This window comes from uncultured Sphingomonas sp. (assembly GCF_964235535.1).
Classification (GTDB): Bacteria; Pseudomonadota; Alphaproteobacteria; order Sphingomonadales; family Sphingomonadaceae; genus Sphingomonas.
On the sequence record NZ_CAXSBH010000012.1, the window covers coordinates 15,602 to 35,084 of the forward strand.

General features: G+C 66.8%; 21 protein-coding genes. 5 read left to right on the forward strand and 16 right to left on the reverse strand.

Annotation, left to right across the window (positions count from 1 at the left end; genetic code table 11):
- The first annotated feature begins 118 nt into the window (after positions 1–118).
- Entirely contained in the window at positions 119–1,273 is a 1,155-nt protein-coding gene (locus ACFE7F_RS05845; RefSeq protein ID WP_375402909.1) for an N-acetyltransferase, read from the forward strand.
- Positions 1,274–1,292: 19 nt separating this feature from the next.
- On the opposite strand, the gene xth is transcribed toward ACFE7F_RS05845, so the two are convergent.
- From xth to ACFE7F_RS05870, 5 genes are all read right to left on the reverse strand, one after another.
- The gene (xth, locus tag ACFE7F_RS05850; RefSeq protein WP_375402910.1) at positions 1,293–2,063 is read right to left on the reverse strand and encodes an exodeoxyribonuclease III; all 771 of its coding nucleotides are present in this window, start codon (positions 2,061–2,063) and stop codon (positions 1,293–1,295) included.
- Position 2,064: 1 nt separating this feature from the next.
- Entirely contained in the window at positions 2,065–2,403 is a 339-nt protein-coding gene (erpA, locus tag ACFE7F_RS05855) for an iron-sulfur cluster insertion protein ErpA (protein WP_375402911.1), read from the reverse strand.
- Positions 2,404–2,473: 70 nt separating this feature from the next.
- Entirely contained in the window at positions 2,474–3,199 is a 726-nt protein-coding gene (locus tag ACFE7F_RS05860) for a M23 family metallopeptidase (RefSeq protein WP_375402912.1), read from the reverse strand.
- Positions 3,200–3,421: 222 nt separating this feature from the next.
- Positions 3,422–3,907, reverse strand: a complete 486-nt coding sequence (locus tag ACFE7F_RS05865; protein ID WP_375402913.1) for a peroxiredoxin — start codon at positions 3,905–3,907, stop codon at positions 3,422–3,424.
- On the reverse strand, positions 3,904–6,579 hold the full coding sequence (locus ACFE7F_RS05870) for a bifunctional [glutamine synthetase] adenylyltransferase/[glutamine synthetase]-adenylyl-L-tyrosine phosphorylase (RefSeq protein WP_375402960.1): 2,676 nt from the start codon (positions 6,577–6,579) through the stop codon (positions 3,904–3,906). Before ACFE7F_RS05870 ends, ACFE7F_RS05865 begins: the two co-directional genes overlap by 4 nt.
- Before the next feature lie 73 nt (positions 6,580–6,652).
- Here ACFE7F_RS05870 and ACFE7F_RS05875 point away from each other — a divergent pair, with 73 nt between their 5' ends.
- On the forward strand, positions 6,653–6,826 hold the full coding sequence (locus ACFE7F_RS05875) for a hypothetical protein (protein WP_375402914.1): 174 nt from the start codon (positions 6,653–6,655) through the stop codon (positions 6,824–6,826).
- A 21-nt stretch (positions 6,827–6,847) separates the two neighbouring features.
- Here the strand turns inward: ACFE7F_RS05875 and ACFE7F_RS05880 are convergent, their stop codons facing one another.
- The 3 genes from ACFE7F_RS05880 to ACFE7F_RS05890 form a co-directional block, all read right to left on the reverse strand.
- Positions 6,848–7,486 (reverse strand): sigma-70 family RNA polymerase sigma factor, encoded by a 639-nt coding sequence (locus tag ACFE7F_RS05880; protein WP_375402915.1) that lies wholly within the window; start codon positions 7,484–7,486, stop codon positions 6,848–6,850.
- 96 nt (positions 7,487–7,582) lie between these two features.
- Entirely contained in the window at positions 7,583–7,720 is a 138-nt protein-coding gene (locus ACFE7F_RS05885; RefSeq protein WP_375402916.1) for a hypothetical protein, read from the reverse strand.
- A gap of 46 nt (positions 7,721–7,766) precedes the next feature.
- The gene (locus tag ACFE7F_RS05890) at positions 7,767–8,573 is read right to left on the reverse strand and encodes a response regulator (RefSeq protein ID WP_375402917.1); all 807 of its coding nucleotides are present in this window, start codon (positions 8,571–8,573) and stop codon (positions 7,767–7,769) included.
- 241 nt (positions 8,574–8,814) lie between these two features.
- Between ACFE7F_RS05890 and ACFE7F_RS05895 the strand changes: the two genes are divergently transcribed.
- The 3 genes from ACFE7F_RS05895 (at position 8,815) to ACFE7F_RS05905 (ending at position 10,974) form a co-directional block, all read left to right on the forward strand.
- Positions 8,815–8,982, forward strand: coding sequence for a NepR family anti-sigma factor (locus ACFE7F_RS05895; protein ID WP_375402918.1), 168 nt, complete (start codon positions 8,815–8,817; stop codon positions 8,980–8,982).
- Positions 8,983–8,989: 7 nt separating this feature from the next.
- Positions 8,990–10,567 carry a sensor histidine kinase gene (locus ACFE7F_RS05900; RefSeq protein ID WP_375402919.1) on the forward strand — a complete coding sequence of 526 codons (1,578 nt, stop codon included), beginning with the start codon at positions 8,990–8,992 and terminating at the stop codon, positions 10,565–10,567.
- Positions 10,568–10,848: 281 nt separating this feature from the next.
- On the forward strand, positions 10,849–10,974 hold the full coding sequence (locus tag ACFE7F_RS05905) for an entericidin A/B family lipoprotein (protein WP_375402920.1): 126 nt from the start codon (positions 10,849–10,851) through the stop codon (positions 10,972–10,974).
- Positions 10,975–10,992: 18 nt separating this feature from the next.
- Here ACFE7F_RS05905 and tatC read toward each other — a convergent pair whose 3' ends face one another.
- From tatC to ACFE7F_RS05945, 8 genes are all read right to left on the reverse strand, one after another.
- Positions 10,993–11,763, reverse strand: a complete 771-nt coding sequence (gene tatC, locus ACFE7F_RS05910; RefSeq protein ID WP_375402921.1) for a twin-arginine translocase subunit TatC — start codon at positions 11,761–11,763, stop codon at positions 10,993–10,995.
- Entirely contained in the window at positions 11,760–12,158 is a 399-nt protein-coding gene (gene tatB / locus ACFE7F_RS05915; RefSeq protein ID WP_375402922.1) for a Sec-independent protein translocase protein TatB, read from the reverse strand. Before tatB ends, tatC begins: the two co-directional genes overlap by 4 nt.
- A 31-nt stretch (positions 12,159–12,189) precedes the next feature.
- Positions 12,190–12,423: a Sec-independent protein translocase TatA gene (locus ACFE7F_RS05920; RefSeq protein WP_375402923.1), complete on the reverse strand. Its 234-nt coding sequence runs from the start codon at positions 12,421–12,423 to the stop codon at positions 12,190–12,192.
- A 62-nt stretch (positions 12,424–12,485) separates the two neighbouring features.
- Positions 12,486–13,490: a glycoside hydrolase family 3 N-terminal domain-containing protein gene (locus ACFE7F_RS05925; protein WP_375402924.1), complete on the reverse strand. Its 1,005-nt coding sequence runs from the start codon at positions 13,488–13,490 to the stop codon at positions 12,486–12,488.
- Positions 13,491–13,544: 54 nt separating this feature from the next.
- Complete coding sequence (locus ACFE7F_RS05930; protein ID WP_375402925.1) at positions 13,545–14,276, reverse strand: SPOR domain-containing protein; 732 nt, start codon at positions 14,274–14,276, stop codon at positions 13,545–13,547.
- Entirely contained in the window at positions 14,276–16,000 is a 1,725-nt protein-coding gene (gene argS, locus ACFE7F_RS05935) for an arginine--tRNA ligase (protein WP_375402926.1), read from the reverse strand. The genes ACFE7F_RS05930 and argS overlap by 1 nt, the downstream gene beginning before the upstream one ends.
- 30 nt (positions 16,001–16,030) lie before the next feature.
- The gene (locus tag ACFE7F_RS05940; RefSeq protein WP_375402927.1) at positions 16,031–17,194 is read right to left on the reverse strand and encodes a deoxyguanosinetriphosphate triphosphohydrolase; all 1,164 of its coding nucleotides are present in this window, start codon (positions 17,192–17,194) and stop codon (positions 16,031–16,033) included.
- Positions 17,191–19,362 carry an SPOR domain-containing protein gene (locus ACFE7F_RS05945; RefSeq protein WP_375402928.1) on the reverse strand — a complete coding sequence of 724 codons (2,172 nt, stop codon included), beginning with the start codon at positions 19,360–19,362 and terminating at the stop codon, positions 17,191–17,193. The genes ACFE7F_RS05940 and ACFE7F_RS05945 overlap by 4 nt, the downstream gene beginning before the upstream one ends.
- Positions 19,363–19,483: the final 121 nt, after the last annotated feature.

A 19,483-nucleotide genomic window follows, 5' to 3' on the forward strand; every position in this document is an offset into this window, starting at 1 on the left:
CGCGTTGCATTGTCATGACATAGTGGCGTCTTCGTGGCGTTTACAGGGGCGGCGGCGGTGCTTGCCCCGCCCGGGGACGTGGCTACAGACGCGTACGACGCGCCGCTTGGGACCCTGGATGACCGACGACATCACGATCCGCCCCGTCCTGACCGCGCCCGACCGGCGGCGCTTCGTCGACCTGCCCCACCGCCTGTACCGCGACGATCCGCATTGGATCCCGCCGCTCCGGCGCGAGGCGCTGGCGCTCATTACGCCCGCCAGGAACGGGTGGTTCAGCCATGCGGAGGCGCAACTCTTTCTGGCCGAGCGCGACGACGTGGTGGTCGGCCGCATCTCCGCGCACATCGACACGCTCGCGCTGACGATGCCTCCCGACCGGGGCTTCGGTCCCGGCGTCGGGCAATGGGGTCTGTTCGAGGCGGAGGACGCCGCGGTCGCAGCGCGCCTTATTGTCTCTGCGGAGGGGTGGCTGCGCGACCGGGGCATGATCCGCGCGCTCGGGCCGATCAGCATGTCGGTGTGGGAAGAGCCCGGGCTGCTGGTGGACGGATACGACCACCCACCCACTGTGATGATGGGCCACGCCAAACCCGAATATCGCGGGTGGATCGAGGGAGCGGGCTATCATCCGGTCAAACGGCTCCTGACCTACGATCTCGACATCACCCGTCCCTTTCCGCCGTTGGTTCAACGCATCGTCCGGTCCGGCGAGCGGAACCCGCGCATCCGCGTCCGTACCGTGGACAAGTCGCGCTTCGATGAAGAGGCGGCGCTGATCCTCTCGATCCTCAACGATGCCTGGTCGGACAATTGGGGCTTCGTACCCCTGACCGCGCCCGAGATCGCCGATGTCGGGGTTAAGCTGAAGCCGATCGTCTATGAAAACCTGATCCGCATTGCCGAACTTGACGGGCGGCCGGTCGCGTTCATGATCACGCTTCCCGATTTGAACGAGGTGCTGAAACCACTAGGCGGTTCGCTGTTCCCGTTCGGCTGGGCCAAGCTCCTGCGTTGGCTACGCCGTCCCAGGGTCCGTACCGTTCGCGTACCGTTGATGGGCGTTCTCAAGGAGTTGCAATCGTCGCGGCTGGCGAGCCAACTCGCTTTCATGATGATCGAATATATCCGGCGCGCCTCGGTCGAGGGGTATGACGCATCCCGCGCGGAGATCGGTTGGATACTGGACGACAATCAGGGAATGCGCTCGATCGCGGACGCGATCGAATGCCGCGTCAACAAGGTCTACCAGATCTACGCGCGCGACCTTTGACGATCGCACGGCTGATGGATCAGCGCAGGCGGACCCAAGTCGGGGCATGGTCACTCGCCTTTTCCCGCCCTCGATGCTCCTTGTCGACGCCCGCGGCCACCAGCCGGTCGGCGACCGCCGGGCTGAGAAGCAGATGGTCGATCCGAAAGCCCGCATCGCGCTGCCACGCGCCCGCCTGATAGTCCCAGAACGTCCAGACCCCACCCTTCGGCGCGCGGATCCTAAGCGAATCGGTCCAACCTTGCGCAAGTAGCCGGCGGTAAGCGGCACGGCTCTCAGGCTGCATCAGCGCGTCCTCCGCCACATTCGCGACCGAGTAGCTGTCGTCGTCGTTGGCGATGACGTTGTAATCGCCCGCAAGCACGGCTGGTACTTCATCGGCCAGCATACCTCGCGCATGCGCCAGCAGGCGTTCCATCCAGCGCAGTTTATAGTCGAACTTGGGTCCGGGCCGGGGATTGCCGTTGGGTAGGTAGATCGACGCCACGACCAGCCCGTCGATGTCGACCTCAAGATAGCGGCTCTGATCGTCCTCCGGCTCGCCGTCCAGGCCGCGTCGGCGTAGCACCGGGTCCGCTCCACGCACGAGCACCGCGACGCCGTTGAAACCTTTTTGCCCATGCCACAGCCCGCCATAACCGGCGGCGCGGATCTCGAATTCCGGAAAGGTCTCGTCGGTCGTCTTGAGTTCCTGAAGGCAGACCACGTCGGGCTGCTCCTCGGTCAGATACTCGATCAGGCGCGGCAGGCGCGCCTTGATGCCATTGACGTTGTAGGTGACGATCTTCACGTCAGATCGAGAAACTCGACCCGCATCCGCAGCCGCTTGCGGCGACGGGGTTCTCGACCCGGAACGCCGCCCCACCGAGCGACTCGACATATGTTACCTGCGCGCCGCGCACGAGGTCCAGGCTAACGGAGTCGACTACCAGCCGCACGCCATCTGTTTCGGCGATGGCGTCGTCGTCATCCGCCGCGTCCGCGAAACCGAAGCGGTACTGAAAGCCCGAACAACCCCCGCCATCCACCGACAGCCGCAGGATCGCCGGGTGCCCCTGCTTGGCCGCGATCGCCGCGACGCGCTCGGCGGCGGAAGGCGAAAGCGAGATGTCGGAGGAGAGTGCAATCATGCTCGGAAGATAGGCGCGCGCGCTATCCGGGGCAACAGCCGTCCCGCCCCGTGCGGGCCGGGGTTCACGCTCAATCGAGTGACGGCGGCACGTTCGCGGAGGTCGGCACGATATGGACCGATCGGTCCTGCGCGGCGAGCAGATGGTTGGCGCTGGTCAGGAACGGCACCGGATTGACCGCGCGACCGTCCATGCGGACCTCGTAATGCAGGTGGCTGCCGGTCGACCGGCCGGTTGAGCCCATCAGCCCGATCAGCTGACCGCGCTTGACGCGCGCGCCTGCGGTGACGAGCAGCCGCGACAGATGGCCGTAGCGCGTCGCGATGCCCTTGCCGTGATCGAGCTCGATAAGGTTGCCGTAACCGCCGCGTCGATCCGACCCGGCGACGATCCCGTCGGCGGTGGCGTAGATGGGCGTGCCGAGCGGCCCGCGGATATCGACGCCCGAATGCATTGCCGCCGTGCCCCGGAACGGGTCGGAGCGAATGCCGAAATTACTGGAATAATCCATCTGCGCGACCGGCTGGACCGACGGAATGGCGATCTGGCCGATGCTGCTCGGACTTTGGCCGCCGTCCAGCTTCTTCCAGGCAGTGAACAGCGAGCGGAAATTGCGATCCGTGCCGAGAACCGAGGATGCCTCGACACTGGCTGCGGCGATCAGGGGACCGCCGGTCTGGGCTGTCGCGATCACGGATCCCTTATCCGCCGGCTCGGCGGCAAGCGCCTGGCCGGCACCGATCGTTGAGAGCAGAACCGTCGCCGCGACGCGGCCAATGACATGCTTCTTTATCAAAATTCGGTAGCTTTCGCTTGTTGACTTCTCGCCTAAGCGGGTTGTCGACCCCCAAAACACCGTCCTGATACGCAGCCCCACCGCGTCTCAGTACGGATTCGTGTGTGGGCGAAACCGGTTAATGACATCAATAGAGCCGGTTCGGAACCGGGGCGGACCGGCGCCAGGACGAGGCAAACCGTTGAGTCGAGCGAAAGTTCCGGTCCCTGCAACACATTCGACTCACCGAACCGGTCGTCCCGGACCGGCATCGCCGCCCATCTTGGCGGCGGCCAGCACGGTTTGCGCATGTCCCGGCACCTTTACCTTGCGCCATTCCTCGATCAGCAATCCTTGCGCGTCGAACAGGAACGTCGCGCGCTCGATGCCCATGTATTTACGGCCGTACATCGACTTCTCGGTCCAGACGCCGAACGCCTCGCAGGCCGCACCGCCCTCATCGCTCAGCAGCCGCACGCGCAGATCGTATTTGGCCACGAACTTGTCGTGGGTGGCGGCATCGTCCTTGGACAGGCCGACGAGCTGGATGCCCGCCGCCTCGAACTCGGGGGCGAGCGCGGTAAAGTCCTGCGCCTCGCGCGTGCAGCCCGACGTATCGTCCTTGGGATAGAAATACACGACTGCCCACCCGCCCACGAGCGAGCGGAGCGGTACCGCCCCGTCCGCGTCGGCCACGGTCACGGCCGGTATCGGATCGCCCTTGTTCATGCGCCTGCTCCTACTCGGGTCCAGATTGCCGCGACCTCATGGCGGGTACGCTCGAACTCGGCAACCACGGTCGCCCAGTCAGGTTGCCGCAGCGCGCGCGCGATCAGGGCGCGGGTGCTCTCGGCCGGCTCCCGCGCGTCGGGCGCGAGAAGACGCGCCGCTACCAGCAGCCGCGTGAGTAGATCGTGCGCCGCGACCATTTCCGCTGGAACCAATCCACGCCGGGCCAGGATCGCGATCGCCCGGCCAAGATGCGGCTCGAAACCGGTCCGCTCGGTCAGCTGCACCACGTGCACCGCGAACTCCAGATCCACGAGCCCGCCTTCCAAAAGCTTCGCGTCGAGCGGCCCGTTCGCGGGTTTGTGCGCGCGCAGTTCGGCCCGCATCGCGCGCGCGTCGGCACGGATGTCGCGACCGGGACGCCCGCCCGCCAGCACGCCCGCGATTACTGCTCCCACAAGGACGCGCGCGCGCTCCGACCCGTGCACGACGCGCGCGCGAGTGAGCGCCATGTGCTCCCACGTCCACGCCTCCTCGCGCTGATATCGCGCGAAGCTGTCGACCGAAACCGCGAGCGGCCCCTTGTTCCCCGACGGCCGCAACCGGGTATCCACCGGATAGAGCGGCCCCGCCGCGGTCGCGACCGACAGCGCGCCCGTTACCCGCTGCGCCAGCCGGTTGAAATACAGCGTCGCGCCGAGCGGCCTGGCCCCGTCCGACTCGGCACCGAAGTCGCCGGTGAACAGATAGACTAGGTCGAGGTCGGACGCATGGGTGAGCAGCCCGCCCCCCATCCGCCCGAGCGCGAGCACGACCAGCTCGCCGCCCGGTACCCGGCCGTGCACCCGCTCGAACTCCCCGGCCGTCCCCGCCGCCAGCGTGGTGATCGCCGCCTCGGCGATCCGGGCGTAGCCTTCGCCGACCTCCAGCGGATCGGCGCGTCCCGCCACGATCTGCGCCCCCAACGCGAACCGCATCTCGCCCACGACCGCGCGGATGTGGTCGAGCCGCACCTGATAATCGCCGGTCGGATCGCCCGCCATTCCCCGGGCCACGGCCTCGACCGACCCGACCGCCTCGAATGCGGTGGCGTCCACCAGTCCGTCGAGCAGCGCGGGCCGCCGGGCTATCTCGTCCGCGAGCGGTGCGGCATGGCTCAGGACTGCGATCAGCAGGTCGACGAGCGCCGGCCTGGCCTGCAGCAGACGGAGCAGGTTGACCGCGCTCGGCAACCGCTCCAGCAATCGATCGAGCCGCAGCAGCGCCGCATCGCGGTCGGGTGCGCGGGCGAGCGCCGCGAACAGTCCGGGCAACACATATTCCAGCGCCTCCTGCGCGGCCGGGCTTCGCAACGCGGGGTAGCGGGCGGCGCGCCACCCGGCGATACGCTCGGCAGGTCCGCCCGGATCGACGTGACCCATCCCCCGCAACGTCTGGTCGAGCGCGGCCGGGTCGCGCGGCAGGCCGGGCCGCGCCTGATCCTCGACCGCGTCGTAGATTGCGCCCACCCGGTCGACGTGCGGAGCGATCAGCCCCAACAGCGCACGCCCGTTGGTGAGATCGTGGAGGCGCGCGACCCGGTCCAGCGCCTCACCCGTCGGAAGGGCATGCGTCTGCCGGTCGTCGAGCATTTGGACGCGGTGCTCGATCGTGCGCAGCAGAGTGTAGGCGTGCGACAAATCCGCCGCCTCGTCCGGATCGATTCGCCCCGCCTTCGCGAGCGCGGCGAGCGCGGCGCGGGTCGCAGGCGCGCGTAGGTTTGGCTCGCGACCGCCATGGATCAGCTGGTGCATCTGCGCGAAGAACTCGATCTCGCGGATGCCGCCCCGCCCTCGCTTCAGGTCGTATCCGGGACCAAACGCCTGACCACGCGCGTGATGGTCGCGGATGCGCCGGGTAATCGCGCGGATCTCGCCGATCGCGCCATAATCGAGCGAGCGCCGCCAGATAAAGGGCTGGATCGTCCGCACGAAACGCTCGCCCAGCCCCCGGTCGCCCGCCGCCGCCCGCGCTTTGATGAAGGCCGCACGCTCCCAGGGCAGCGCCAGGCTTTCGTAATAACCGATTGCGGCGTCGACCGGGATCGCGATCGGCGTCATCTCGGGCGACGGTCGCAGGCGTAGATCGACGCGGAACACGTATCCGTCGCGGTCTCGCGTCTGCAGCAGGTCGACCACGCGCCGGGCGATGCGGACCGCCGCCTCGCCGGGTTCCTCGCGCGGGCGGCGCGGCAGCGTCTCGGGATCGAATAGCAGGAGCGGGTCGATGTCCGAAGAATAATTGAGCTCGCGGCTACCCTGCTTGCCGAGCGCAATCGCGACGAAGCCGCCCGGCTTCGTCCCCGGCGTCCGCTCGGCGATCGCGGTCCGGATCGCCAGATCGAGCGCAAAGTCGGCGAAATCGGCCAACGCGGCGGTGACCTGCGTCAGGTCCCAGGCACCCGACAGGTCGGCCAACGCGACCAAGAGCGAGAGCCGCCGACGTGCAAGACGCAGGCGACGCGGCACCGGCACATCTCGCTCGGCCGCGTCGAAGATGGAGATTGCCGCACCCGCCGACAGATCGCTCACCACAGCGGGATCGCGTCCGATCAGGTCGGCGAGGAAGGCGGAGCAGGCCTCCGCGCGGCGGACGGCCGCGGAAAGCTGAGCTTGATTCGCGCCGCTGCTTATGAATGCGAACCGATACTCATCTGAATCAGCATGCTCCGGGAAACGATTTGCAGCGATCGACGTTTCTAGTCGCATGACGGACATCATGTCAGGACCGGCTGATCGCGGCGTATGCGGCTATGTCGTCCGTCGCCCGATGGCGACCGATGCGGTCGGCGGGGCTCTGCTGCGGGCCTTTTCGCATGCCGCGGCAGTGCCGGACGACATGCGCCGCTGCCTCGACCGGCTCGACCGGGAGCGCCGCTGATCCATCCCTTCCCGGGAGGCGTCACCGCTCCCTGCTAAGTTGATCCACCTCGCCCATTATCGTGTCGAGCGCGGTCTTGTTCACATCCTGCTCGTGATCACGCCGTGACGGCAGCGCACCACTCGTCAACAATGCCTCCAATGCGACGCGCCCTCGCGCGACCCGGCTCTTGATGGTGCCCACCGCGACCCGGCAGATGTCGGCCGCCTCCTCATACGCGAAACCGCCCGCGCCGACGAGGATCAGCGCCTCGCGTTGCGGTTGCGGCAAGTGCATCAGCGCGCGCTGCATGTCGCCGAGTTCGACATGCCGGTCCTGGCTCGCGGGAGCGGCGAGGATGCGGTCGGCGACGAGGTCGTCCCACTCTCCCTTGAACCGCGCTCGGCGCATCTGCGAAAGATACAGATTGCGCAGGATGATGAAGGTCCAGGCGCGCATGTTGGTGCCCGCCTGAAATCGCTTGCGCGCCGCCCACGCCTTCAGAAGCGTCTCCTGCACAAGGTCGTCGGCGAGATCGCGGCTGCCCGACAGCGACCGCCCGAAAGCGCGCAGATGCGGAATGACTTGAGCCAACTGCGTCTTGAACTCGGGATCCGACAGCGAGACATGCTCGATCTGCTCGGGCGCGGCACCATCGTCTCGCGCGACTGCGTCCGTCATGTAGATCCGATCATCCCCAAACAGGCGCGGCCAGCGCGCACACGCTAGAGATAGGCGAGCGGCGTCGCATATGCCAGCGGCGGCGGGAAAAGCCTGTCAGGCCAGGATGATGTACGCGAAGATGGCGATGACCAGCACCAGCGAAATGGGCAGGATCACGCGCGTCATGTGCGGCGTGGCCCCTCCGCGTGCGCGGTCGGTGGAAATGTGGATCGGTTTCTCTTCGTCAGCCATGATGCTTAAACCTTCCGAGCTCGGTTTGGGTCCGCCCAGCCGGCGATCAGTCCACCTGCGCGGGAACGGTCGACTGGTCGAAGAACAGCGCCTGGCTGATCGCCGCCTTTACCGTAGAGCGCTGGAACGGCTTGGTGATCAGGAAGGTCGGCTCCGGACGCTCACCCGTCAGCAACCGCTCGGGGAATGCGGTGATGAAGATCACCGGCACCTGCAGGTCCACCAGGATATCCTTGACCGCGTCTATGCCGGAGCTGTCGTCGGCCAGCTGGATGTCGGCGAGCACCAACCCGGGGCGATCGTCCAACGCCAGCGCCACCGCCTCGTCGCGCGTGACCGCGACGCCCGTCACCTCATGCCCGAGATCCCGGACGATCGTCTCGATGTCCATCGCGATCATCGGCTCGTCTTCGATGATGAGCACGCGCGCGCGGGTCTGCTGCTCGATCTCGGCGAGCGCTTCGGCGACGAGCACGTCGACCTCGGCCGTGTCGACCTCGATGAGGTACCCGGCATCTTCGGGCGTGAAGCCTTCCATCGCCGTCAGCAGCAGCGCTTGACGCGACAGCGGGGTCATTTTGGCGAGGCGTGCCCGCGTCACCGCCTCTGCGCCTTCGCCGGGCTCCGCGTGACCTTCCACCTCGTCGTAATTGGTCGAGTTCCAGATCCCCTGAAACATCCGGTACATGCCCAGGCGCGGATCGACGTCGCGCGGGAACTCATCGGGCGCGGCGACTATCGCCTCCAGCGTGGCGCGGACATACCGATCGCCCTGCACCTGGCTGCCGGTAAGCGCGCGGGCATAGCGCCTGAGAAATGGTAGATGCGGTGCGAGTTGCTGTCCGAGCGACATGAGATGACTTAGCTCCCTGGAAGTCCGCGTTCCCTGAACCCCCACGGCACCCGTTGCAACGCTTGATGATGACGCCGACGCCGTTGGGAAAGGTTGACCGTTTTTTTCTTCGCGCCGGAACTCACGACCCGCTTTTTAGTTTCACGCGTAGGCCTCGACCTAACGCGGACGGGGCGAGGGGATAAGTCGCATGCGTTTGTGACGACCGAAACCTCCGGTGGGCGGTACAGAGGATCATGCGTTGAGTTCGGAAAAAGAGCCGCCCGCCAAGAAGCCCGCGGCCGGCCAGCGCGGTCCAGCCGATGTCCGCGAGCGCGAAATGGGCGAGGCGCTTCGGTCCGTGTACGACGAAGCCGTGCAGGAATCGGTTCCCGACGAGTTGCTGGACCTTCTGAGCAAGCTCGACTAGCCGGTGCGTGATCAATATTCCGCAGGTTGAACGCGGGCTGGGCGCCCCGCTCGGGGCGCTCTCGCGACTGCCGACCGGAGCCAAGCTCTTCCTGATCCTCTCGGCGGCGTTACTCCCGCTCGCGTTGATCGCCATCGTCGCCACGCTCCAGACCAGCCGCTTGGCGGACTCCGAAGCGCGCGCCCGGTTGCGGGTAGCCGCGACCGAAAGCGCTCGGTCCATCACGATCGAATTGGTCGGCGACATGACCGCTCTCAGGTCCGCGCTCGGCATGCTCGGGCGAACCGGGGCCGATCCGGCGTCATGCGCCCGCGTGGAGGGCGTGTTCGCCCAGCAGGTCGAACTCGGCACGCGCTTCGTCATCCTCGATCGCGCGGGGCGGGCGGTGTGCGGTCGGTCGTTCCAGTCTGCGCCGATCAGCGCGGACGGCGGTTCGTCGATCGCCGGCGCGATCGTACCCGGTCGCGGACTGGTGCTGTCCGTCTCGGACCGGAACGGTTTGACGGCGCGCGCCTTCTTTTCGGGCGCGTTCCTGGGCCGGATCGGGGCACCCACCAGCCAACCGACCAGCTACTCCCAATCATTGATGCTGGGCCCCGATGCGATCGATCTCGCGACCATCGCGGATGCGGCTCCGCTCGACCGTATGGAAACGATACGGTTGCCGCTGGGGCTGGCCGACCTCTTTTTGCGGACGAGCATACGCGCCGCGCCGATCACCTCCTCGTTCGTGGTGGCGATGCTGCTGCCGATCCTGATGTGGGCCGCAGCCGCTGGGATTGGGTGGTTCGTAGTCGATCATCTGCTCATCGCGCCGCTTCGCCGCCTGCGCACGAGCGTGGCGACCTACCGACCTGGTCAGGTGATTGACGCCGGTGCGAGCACGCTGCCCGCGCAGGAGATCCGTGAACTCGGCGCGACCTTCGATGCGATCACGCGCACCGTTGCCGACCATGAGGCGGGCCTGGCCGAGGGCCTGGTTCGTCAGACTAGACTGACCCGCGAGGTTCACCACCGCGTCAAGAACAACCTACAGGTCATCTCCAGCCTCATCAATTTTCACGCCCGCGGCGCTCCGACGCCCGAGGCGGTGACGGCCTATGCATCGATCCAACGGCGGGTTGATGCGCTCGCGGTCGTCCACCGCAACCATTTCGCGGAGATGGAGGACAATCGCGGGCTCGGCATGCGGTCGGTATTGGGCGAGCTCGCCTCCAACATCCGCGCAACCGCGCCCGACGGAGCTTCGGGCTTAAGCATAACGCTCGATATCGACAATTATCTCGTCACGCAGGACGTGGCGGTCGCGGTTGCGTTCATCGTTACCGAGGTCATCGAGTTGGCGATGAGCATCGATCAGGCCTCCGTCATCCGTATCGCGCTGAAGCGATCCGACACGGACGATCGCGCTCGCCTGCACATCTTCTCCCGGGCACTGGTCGAGAATGGCGCGCTGCGGGATCTGATCGACACGCGGTACGGCCGCGTCATGGCGGGTCTTGCCCGCCAGCTACGCGGGCAGCTGCTCCACGATCCGGAGTTGGGAGCGTACGAGATCACCGTCGCGGTGATCGGCCGAGATTGATTTGCACGCCGCAATTTTTTTTTGGGAACCAGCGCGCGATCACGTTGTTTGGTACCCTGAGCATCGACGAACAGCCCCCCCGCTCTCGTTGCTCAAGTGATAGGCCCGGAAGCGTCCACCCCTCCCCCCCCCGGTGACGCTTTCGGGCCTTTTCCCAGATTGTGCTCCGCGTGATGACGCTGTCGAGCTTTCAAATTCCATTCAAGCTTCGCTGCCGGAACGATCGGCCTTCCTGATCATTTCCTCCGCGGCGATGACGCCCGCTTTTCGGAGATACCATCATGCGTAAGTTGTTCGGTTCGGCGCTCATTGCTGGAATGCTGTTGATGGCTGCTTGCAATACCGTCGAGGGTGCGGGCAAGGACGTGCAGTCTGCAGGCAAGGCCGTCGAAAAGGCCGCCGATTAATCGACGTTTCGGGCTCGGTCAGTCGACCGCGACATCGGTCGCGACCGAGCCCTTCGCCCTGCGACGTTCGGTGATCCAGATGCCGATCAGCGCCAGTTCGTACAGGATGCATAGGGGAATCGCGAGCAGCAGCTGCGACCCCACATCGGGTGGTGTAAGGACTGCCGCGATCGCGAACGCGCCGACGATCGCATAGCGCCTGGCACCCACGAGTTGCTTGCGCGTCACGACGCCAGCCCGTTCCAGGAACATCAGCAGCACGGGCAGCAGGAAAGCCAGCCCGAATCCGAACAGGAACTGCATGATGAACGACAGATAATAGCCGATCGCCGGCAAAGCCTCGCGCCGCACACCTCCGACCTCGCCATCGAATCCTAGCAGAAAGTGGAGCGCGGTCGGGATCGCGACGTAATACGCCATCGCTGCGCCCATGCCGAACAGCACGGGCGTCGCGAACAGGAATGGCAATACAGCGCGCCGTTCCTTGCGGTACAACCCGGGGGCGATGAATTGCCACATCTGGCTGGCGATGATCGGAAACGAGACCATCGACGCCGCGAAGAACGCGACTTTGATCTCGACGAAGAACGCCTCGAACACCTGCGTGTAGATCACCGTCTTCTGTCCCGCCTCCAGCAGCGGCTGCAACAGGAACCCGAAGATCGGTCGCGCGAAATACAGGCACGCGGCGAACGCGATGGCTACGGCGACCAAGCAATATAACAGCCGTTTTCGAAGCTCGAGCATGTGGTCCATCAACGGCGCGCGGCTCTCGTCGATTTCGCTCACGACGTGACCCCATCACCCTGCGGCGGCAGCGACTTGCCCGGCGCGGGGCGCAGTACGGGTTGCTCTAGATGAACGGGCTCGGCGGTCGCGTCGTCGGACTGATCCGCACCGGCCGGGTTCCCCAGCGACGCAGGATCGACCGCCTCTGCTTCGGTTCCGGCGGCGTGTTCACGCATGATCCGCTCGTTCTCCGCAGCCCAGCGCTTCTCCATCTCCTCCAGCTCCGCCTCGCGCACCATCGTATCGAAGCCCGAACGGAACTGCCGCGCCACCCCGCGCATGCGCCCAACCCAGTAACCGACGACGCGCATCGCCTTGGGCAGATCCTTCGGCCCAATTACAAGCAGCGCGATCACGGCCACTAGCAGGAACTCGGTCGGCGCTACGTCGAACATGCTGGCCGTGCTTCAGGCGAGCGGAGCGGCGTCAGCGATCGTCGCGGACGCGCGCGCCGTCACGGTCATGAGCAGGCTCGACAACCTTGGTCGTCTCGATCCGCGTGATGGGCTTGGACGTATCCTCCTCCTCGACCATGCCCTTTTTGAAGTTCTTCACGCCCTTGGCGACATCGCCCATCAGGCTGGAGAAGCGACCGCCGCCGAGCAGCAAAATCGCAACGACCGCGAGAACGAGCAGGTGGATGGGGCTGAAACCGCCCATATTGAATCTCCCGTAACGACTCAACATGATCTAAGGTGCCGCGACCGCATTTGCCACCGCCCCTATCGGACCAGCGCAAGGAACGCATCCCGCTTCGCGATCAGCTCGGCGAAATCGCCCTCTGGCGACGTCATCGTCGCCATTGCACGGTCCAGCCGCACGCGCGATCGGTCGCTGATCTCGCCGAGCGATGCCGCGATGTCCTCCATCTCCGCCATCCGCGCCCAGCAATCGAGCGCAATGTCGCATCCGGCCGCCACCGCGCCCGCCGCCTTCTGTCCGGCGGTGCCCGACAACGCCTTCATATCGATATCGTCGGTCATCAGCAGCCCATCGAAGCCGATGCGCTCGCGGATTACATTCTCGATCACGATGGGCGATAGCGTCGCGGGCCGGTCGCGGTCCCATGCCTCGAACACGATATGCGACGTCATCCCCATCGGCGCGTGAGCGAGCGCTTGGAACGGCTCCAGGTCTATCGCCAGCTCTTCGGCCGTCGCGGTCACGGTGGGAAGGTGATAGTGCGTATCGACGACCGCGCGGCCATGGCCCGGCATATGCTTGACCACGCCGACGACGCCGCCCGCGGCCAGACCCTCCAACGTTGCGCGGCCCATCGCGGCGACGCGCATCGGCTCGCCGCCATAGGCGCGCGTCGCGATCGCATCGGTCGTTTCCGCGCGCGTGACGTCCAGCAGCGGCAAGCAGTCGACGGTGATCCCCACCTCCGCCAGCATAAGCCCAAGCGCTTGCGCATTCGCGCGCGCCGCCTGGATCGCCGACATAGGCGCGATCTCATATAACTCGTCAAAGGCCGGACCCGCGGGAAAGGCCGGCCATTCCGGCGGCCCCATCCGCGCTACACGCCCGCCCTCCTGATCAATCAGCACGGCTAGGTCCGTGCGGCCGGTTAGATCGCGGAGCGAGTCGGTCAACGCCCGCAACTGGCTCCGATCCACGACATTGCGCTGAAACAGTATAAACCCGGCCGGGTCGGTGACGCGGAAGAAGGCGGCTTCGTCGGGCGTGAGAACCGGCCCCGACAGGCCGAATATGACGGGCTTCATGCCCGGTTTGTTAGCGCGACCTATCGAACCGCGCCACAACTGTCGGCTCGAACGTCAGCTCGTGACGAAGCACCCCTCGCCCGCGACGCGCAAGCGCCCACAAATATTCGCCGCCTGGCCCGCGCTGCCCGCATTGACGCGCAGGCGGTAAACGGTACGCCCATCCACCTCGGCGGCCTCGACCGACTTGCCCAGCGCGGCCAAGTATCCGAAACGCTTGGCGAAGTTGCCCCACGCTCCGTTCGCCGCACCTTCGCTCGGAAATGCGCCGAGCTGGACGAGCGCGCCGCCTCCGACCGCGCCGGGGATGGCCCCGCGCGGCGACCCTATCGGCACGGCCGCCACCAGCCGTCCGCCGGACGCGGGCACCTGCGCTACCGTGCTCCGCCCGACAGTGGGCGATGGGTTCGGGGTGCGACGAGGATCGCGGGTGGTTAAGGCAGGCACTTCGGGCACCGCCTTCAGGTCGACCGCGCCGTTGCCCGCACCCTCGCCCGCGCTGGTGGCGATCGCCGCGTCGCCCTCGCCCTCAACCTTCAAGCCGCCGGGATCGTCGGGGCGAACCTTGTAATCACCCTCTTGCGCAGCGATCAGCGTGCTGTCGCCGCTCGCGCTCGGACCGCGTTGCCACTGAGCGAGGCCGAGCACGATCGCGACCAGCAGGCCGACCCCCAGTAACGCAAGCGCGACCGTGCGCCCCGTGTTGCTCCGGGGCGGCTCGTCCGGCTCGACCGTTTCCAACCAGGGCAGGCGATCCTCGTCACGCGGTTCGGTCCGCTCGGCCATCAATTCATCTCCTCGACCGCCGTCACGCCCATTACGGCAAGCCCGTTGCGGATCGTCTGCCCGATCGCGGCGCTCAGGCAAAGCCGCGCGCGCGTCAGATCGTGATCCTCCGCCTGGATCGCGCGACGCGAGGGCTCATCGTTCCCTACATTCCACCAGCCGTGAAAGGCCGCCGCTAAATCATAGAGGTAGAAGGCTATCCTGTGCGGCTCACGCGTCGCCGCCGCCGTTTCGACCACGCGCGGGAACTGCGCTGCGATCTTGATCAGCGCCAGCTCCGCCGTGTCAAGCCGCGACAGGTCGGCCGATCCCGGCACGACTCCCGCCTCGAGCGCGCGACGGTGCAGCGACGCGATCCGCGCATGCGCATACTGGACATAGAAGACCGGGTTGTCCTTCGACGCCTCGACGACCTTGGCGAAGTCGAAATCCATCTGCGCGTCAGCGCGACGCGTGAGCATGGTGAACCGAACCACGTCGCGCCCGACCTCCCGCACGACATCGGCCAGCGTGACGAAGTTGCCCGCGCGCTTGGACATCTTTACCGGCTCGCCGCCACGCAGCAACCGGACCATCTGGATTAGCTTCACATCGAACCGCGTCCGCCCCTCGGTCAGCGCCTGTACGGCCGCGACGATGCGCTTGACGGTGCCCGCATGATCCGCGCCCCATATGTCGATCAGCGCGTCGGCCGTTTCCGCCTTCTGATAGTGGTAAGCGAGGTCTGCGCCAAAATATGTCCACTGCCCGTTCGACTTCCTGATCGGGCGGTCCTGATCGTCGCCGAACCGCGTCGATCGGAAGAGCGGCAGCTCGACCGCCTCCCAGTCGTCGGGCAATTCCCCCTTTGGTGCCTCGAGCACGCCATCATAGACCAGGTCGCGCGCGCGCAGCGCCGCCTCCGCCGCCTCCGGCTTGCCCGCCGCTTGCACCGCCGCCTCCGACGCGAACACGTCGTGATGGATGCCAAGCAGCGCGAGATCCTCACGGATCAGCACCAACATCGCCTCGACCGCGCGCGTCCGGAACGTGACCAGCCAGTCGCCCTCGGGCGCGACGGCGTAGCGGTCGCCGAACTCGCCCGCGAGCGCTTGGCCGACCGGCACGAGATAGTCGCCGGGATATAGTCCTTCGGCTATGATTACGCTTTCGCCCAGCGCCTCGCGATACCGAAGGTGGACCGACCGCGCGAGCGTATCGACCTGGCTCCCTGCGTCGTTGACGTAATATTCGCGGATCACCTTGGCACCCGCGAACTCAAGCAGCTTGGCCAGCGCGTCGCCCACCACCGCGCCCCGGCAATGGCCCATATGCATCGGACCCGTCGGATTGGCGGAGACATATTCGATGTTGACCGTCCGGCCCTCGCCCGTCCGCGACCGCCCGTAATCGTCGCCCGCTTGCGTGATGGCGGCCAGCTCGTCCCGCCACGCATCGTCGGTCAGCGTCAGGTTGATGAAGCCCAGCCCGGCGACCGCGACCGCGCTCACCTCATCCAGCCGAACGAGCTCGGCCGCGATCGCCTCGGCGAACTTGCGCGGGTTCGCGCCCGCTGGCTTGGCCAGCACCATCGCGGCGTTGGTAGCGAGATCACCGTGCGCGGCATCGCGCGGCGGCTCAACCGTCACGTTCGCGCGGGCAAGGCCCGCCGGGATCGTACCCGCGGCGGTAAGGCTGTCGAGCGCCGCGTCGATGTGCGCGGCGAAACGGACATATAAGGTCATGCAGCGCGTCTTAGCCCAGCGCGCGCGAGGCTAGAACCCCTCGGGCAGGTCGATCGGCCCGACCACCTCGCGGTAGCGCGTCACGGCGTAGCGATCAGTCATCCCTGCGATAAAGTCGGCGATATGCCGACTTCGCCACGGCTCGTCTCCGGGCAGCCGTGCGCGCCATGCGGGCGGCAGGGCGTCTGGACTAGCGCGGTAGGCCGCGAATAGCCCCGCCACCACGTTGTGAGCCGCCGCCGCCGCCGCAACCTGGCGTGGGTGATGATAAAGGTTGGCATACATAAACCGTTTTAAGTCACGCTCCGCCTCACGCACCTCGTCGGAGAAGCCGACCAGCGCGCGCCCGGCCCCGCGCACGTCGGCGATGTCCCCTACCCCGGACACCGCGATCCGTCGGTCGGTCTCGACCAGGAGATCGTTGACCATCGCCCCGATCTGTCCGCGCACCAGTTCGCCCAATAGTCGGTTGGGCTCGACCTTCGGATATCGCGCACGTGCGGCGTCCCAACTCTTCTGGACGATCGGCACCGCCAGCAGCTGATCGAGCGTCAGCAACCCGGCACGAAGCCCATCGTCGATATCGTGATTGTCATAGGCGATATCGTCCGCGATCGCCGCCACTTGCGCCTCGAGCGATGGCCAGCATGAAAGATCCATCGTTAACTCCGCCTCGGCCTGCGCCAACGCCCAGCCGGGCTGACCTACCGGGCCATTATGCTTGGCCAAGCCTTCAAGCGTCTCCCAAGTTAGGTTCAAGCCATTCCAAAGCGGGTAAGGTCGTTCGATCTCGGTAAGGGCCCTCAATGTATGACCATTGTGATCGAACCCACCTTGCTCCGCGAGCGCTGCCTTCAGCGCGTCCTCGCCCGCATGGCCAAAGGGTGGATGGCCAATATCGTGCGCTAGGCACAACGCCTCAGTCAGATCCTCGTTCAGCCCCAGCGCCCGCGCGATCACGCGGCCGATCTGCGCGACCTCGATGCTGTGCGTCAGGCGAACACGGAAATGGTCACCGTCGGGTGCCATGAAGACCTGCGTCTTATGGCGCAGTCTGCGGAAGCTGATGGAATGAACGATGCGGTCGCGGTCGCGTTGAAACGCGTCGCGCGGTCCCCGCTCCGTCGCGATTTCGAGATGAAGGCGTCCTCTGCTGCGCGCCGGATCCGACGCGCAAGCGCGCGGCACGGTCACTTGGCGGAAAGCTTGGTCATCTTTTGGCCCGTCACGCTCTTAAACTGAAATGCCGAAACGCCCTGCTTTGCCAATTGGTTCACAAACAGGCGCGCTTCGGCGTCGGTCTTGAACGGACCGGTAACGACGCGGTTGGTCGCGCGTAGCGGTGTCACGTAAGCCGCGCGGCCTTTCAGCACCGCCGCTTTCTTTTGGGCCGCATTCCAGGCCCGCGGCAGATCGCCCTCGCTCGCGCCGCCCGCCACCTGCACCCAGATGCGCTCGGGATCTTTTTGCACCTTCTCGACTTTTGCGCGGACCGCACTGTCCTCGGCCAATTCTGCCCGCTCGGCAGCGCGGCGCTCGGCGGTGGTCCTCGGGCCGCGTACATTATGCCCGACAGGCCTGGCTTCCACCGCCGACCTCTTCGCCGCGATCGCAATCGTGCGGACGGCCGCGGCACGGTCGGTAGTCTGGCTTGCCGCCTTGGCGGCACCGGCAGCGAGCACGCGCGCGGTGGCGGGCTCGATTGCGGCTACGCCCGGCGAGTGCCGCCCGGCCTGCACCACGCCCAGCTCCGCGCCGGGGATCGTGATTGACGCGACGATTCGCGCGAGGATCGAGTCCTCGCTCCGGACCGCCGTGGCGGACAAGGGCGGTACGACGGCCGTAGTCGCCACCGAGGTCGGCACCACGGCCGACCCGGGCGCGAGGTTTGCAAAGCCCGGGCTCGCCGCAATCATGTCAATCGTTGCGGCTGGTGTTGGATTAGAAGTTGTCGCCGAAGCCACGGGGGTTGGAGCTAGCGTCGTGTTCGCTGTCTGGATCGGGGTCGGAGTTCCCGACGACGGTACGCCCGCGGTACGCACCGGCGCGCTCGTGTCGGGTACCGACTTGATCGTCCCTGGAAGCGAGTAACTCGGCAGCGTGGGCTGCGGCGTGATCGTCGGGAGCGCCACGACCTGCGTCGGCGCGCTCGCGGGCGGAAGGACAGGCCCTACAACGAGCGGCGCAGCAGCGCTCGGGCTCGGTAGGGCCGGAGCGGCCGAGGCGACCTGGACAGGGGTCGGCGCGACCGAGGGCGTCGTTGCCGACGCCGCGACGGTTGCGGGTGATCCACTTCCTTCAATCTGCGCCAACGCCCGGAGCGCGGCCAGCGCCGGGGCATCGATCGGATCCGGAGCTGTCGCGGCGACCGCAACTGGTTCGCGCCGCTGCTCGACCGGAACGGCCACGGCGACCGGTACGCGACCCCGTTCGATCGAAGCGGGAATGCGCGGAGCAACCGACGCCACGACCCGGCGCTCGGGCGCAGCGACCGCGCGCGGCACGGTCGATGCGACTACACGCGGCGGGACAGGTACGGCGGCCTGGCGCTCGACCCGATCGCGGACGCGCCGACGATCCCCACGCGACGCGAGCACCACCGGCGGCGTCGCGGTACGCGCGACGGCGACCCGCACCGGCGGGAAAGGATCGGGTCCTAGCGGAGCCAGGCCCGGTTTCATGCGCGCATCGGCTAGGCGCGCAGGCGTCGGCCGCACCTCGCCGAAATGCACGGCGAAGGCGCGGTCGGCGGCGGATAGCGACGGCAGCCTTTCGAAAAAAGGCTGAAGCCCGCCCGCCATGCCGCGCGGCATCATCGTCACGGCTATCGTCGACGCGCCCGCGACGTCGCCGCTCATCGCCAGCACGAACGCGCGCACGCGCCACGCCGCGCGGTCCTGCCGCCGCGTCAGCGGCTCCAGTTGTTCGAGCGCCAGCGCCTGCCGCCCGGAGATGCCGAGCGACAAGGCGTAGCGCCTGATCGTCTCGTCGTCGGCGATCGTCCGGAGCGCCAGCCGGTAATCGCGTTGCGCCCGCTCCTGCTCGCCAAGAAGATCATACGCCAATCCCCGGTCCGCCGCGAACCGGCTGACCGGATGCCCGAGCCCTTCGGCCGTCTGGAAATAGCGCAAAGCCTCGCCTGGCCGCTCGGCGCGCACCAGGATCGCGGCCATACCCGCCTTAGCGCGGCCATTACGAGGATCGATCTTCTCGGCACGTGCGAAAAATGCGGCGGCGGCGCTCATATCGTCCAGCTTGATCGACAACTCGCCCGCCGACAGCAACGCATATACGTCGGTCGGAGCCGCCGCGACGCGCCGCATCACGGTCGCGAGCTGGTCGGCGGTCGCGGGCGGCTGCATGACCGGCACAGCCGCCCGATATTGCGCCGCGGTTGGTCCGGCGAGGCCCGTAGAGAGCGCCAGAGCGATGTAGTATAAGCTTCGCATCCGCCGACGATTTAAACCCGACACCGCCTGAACC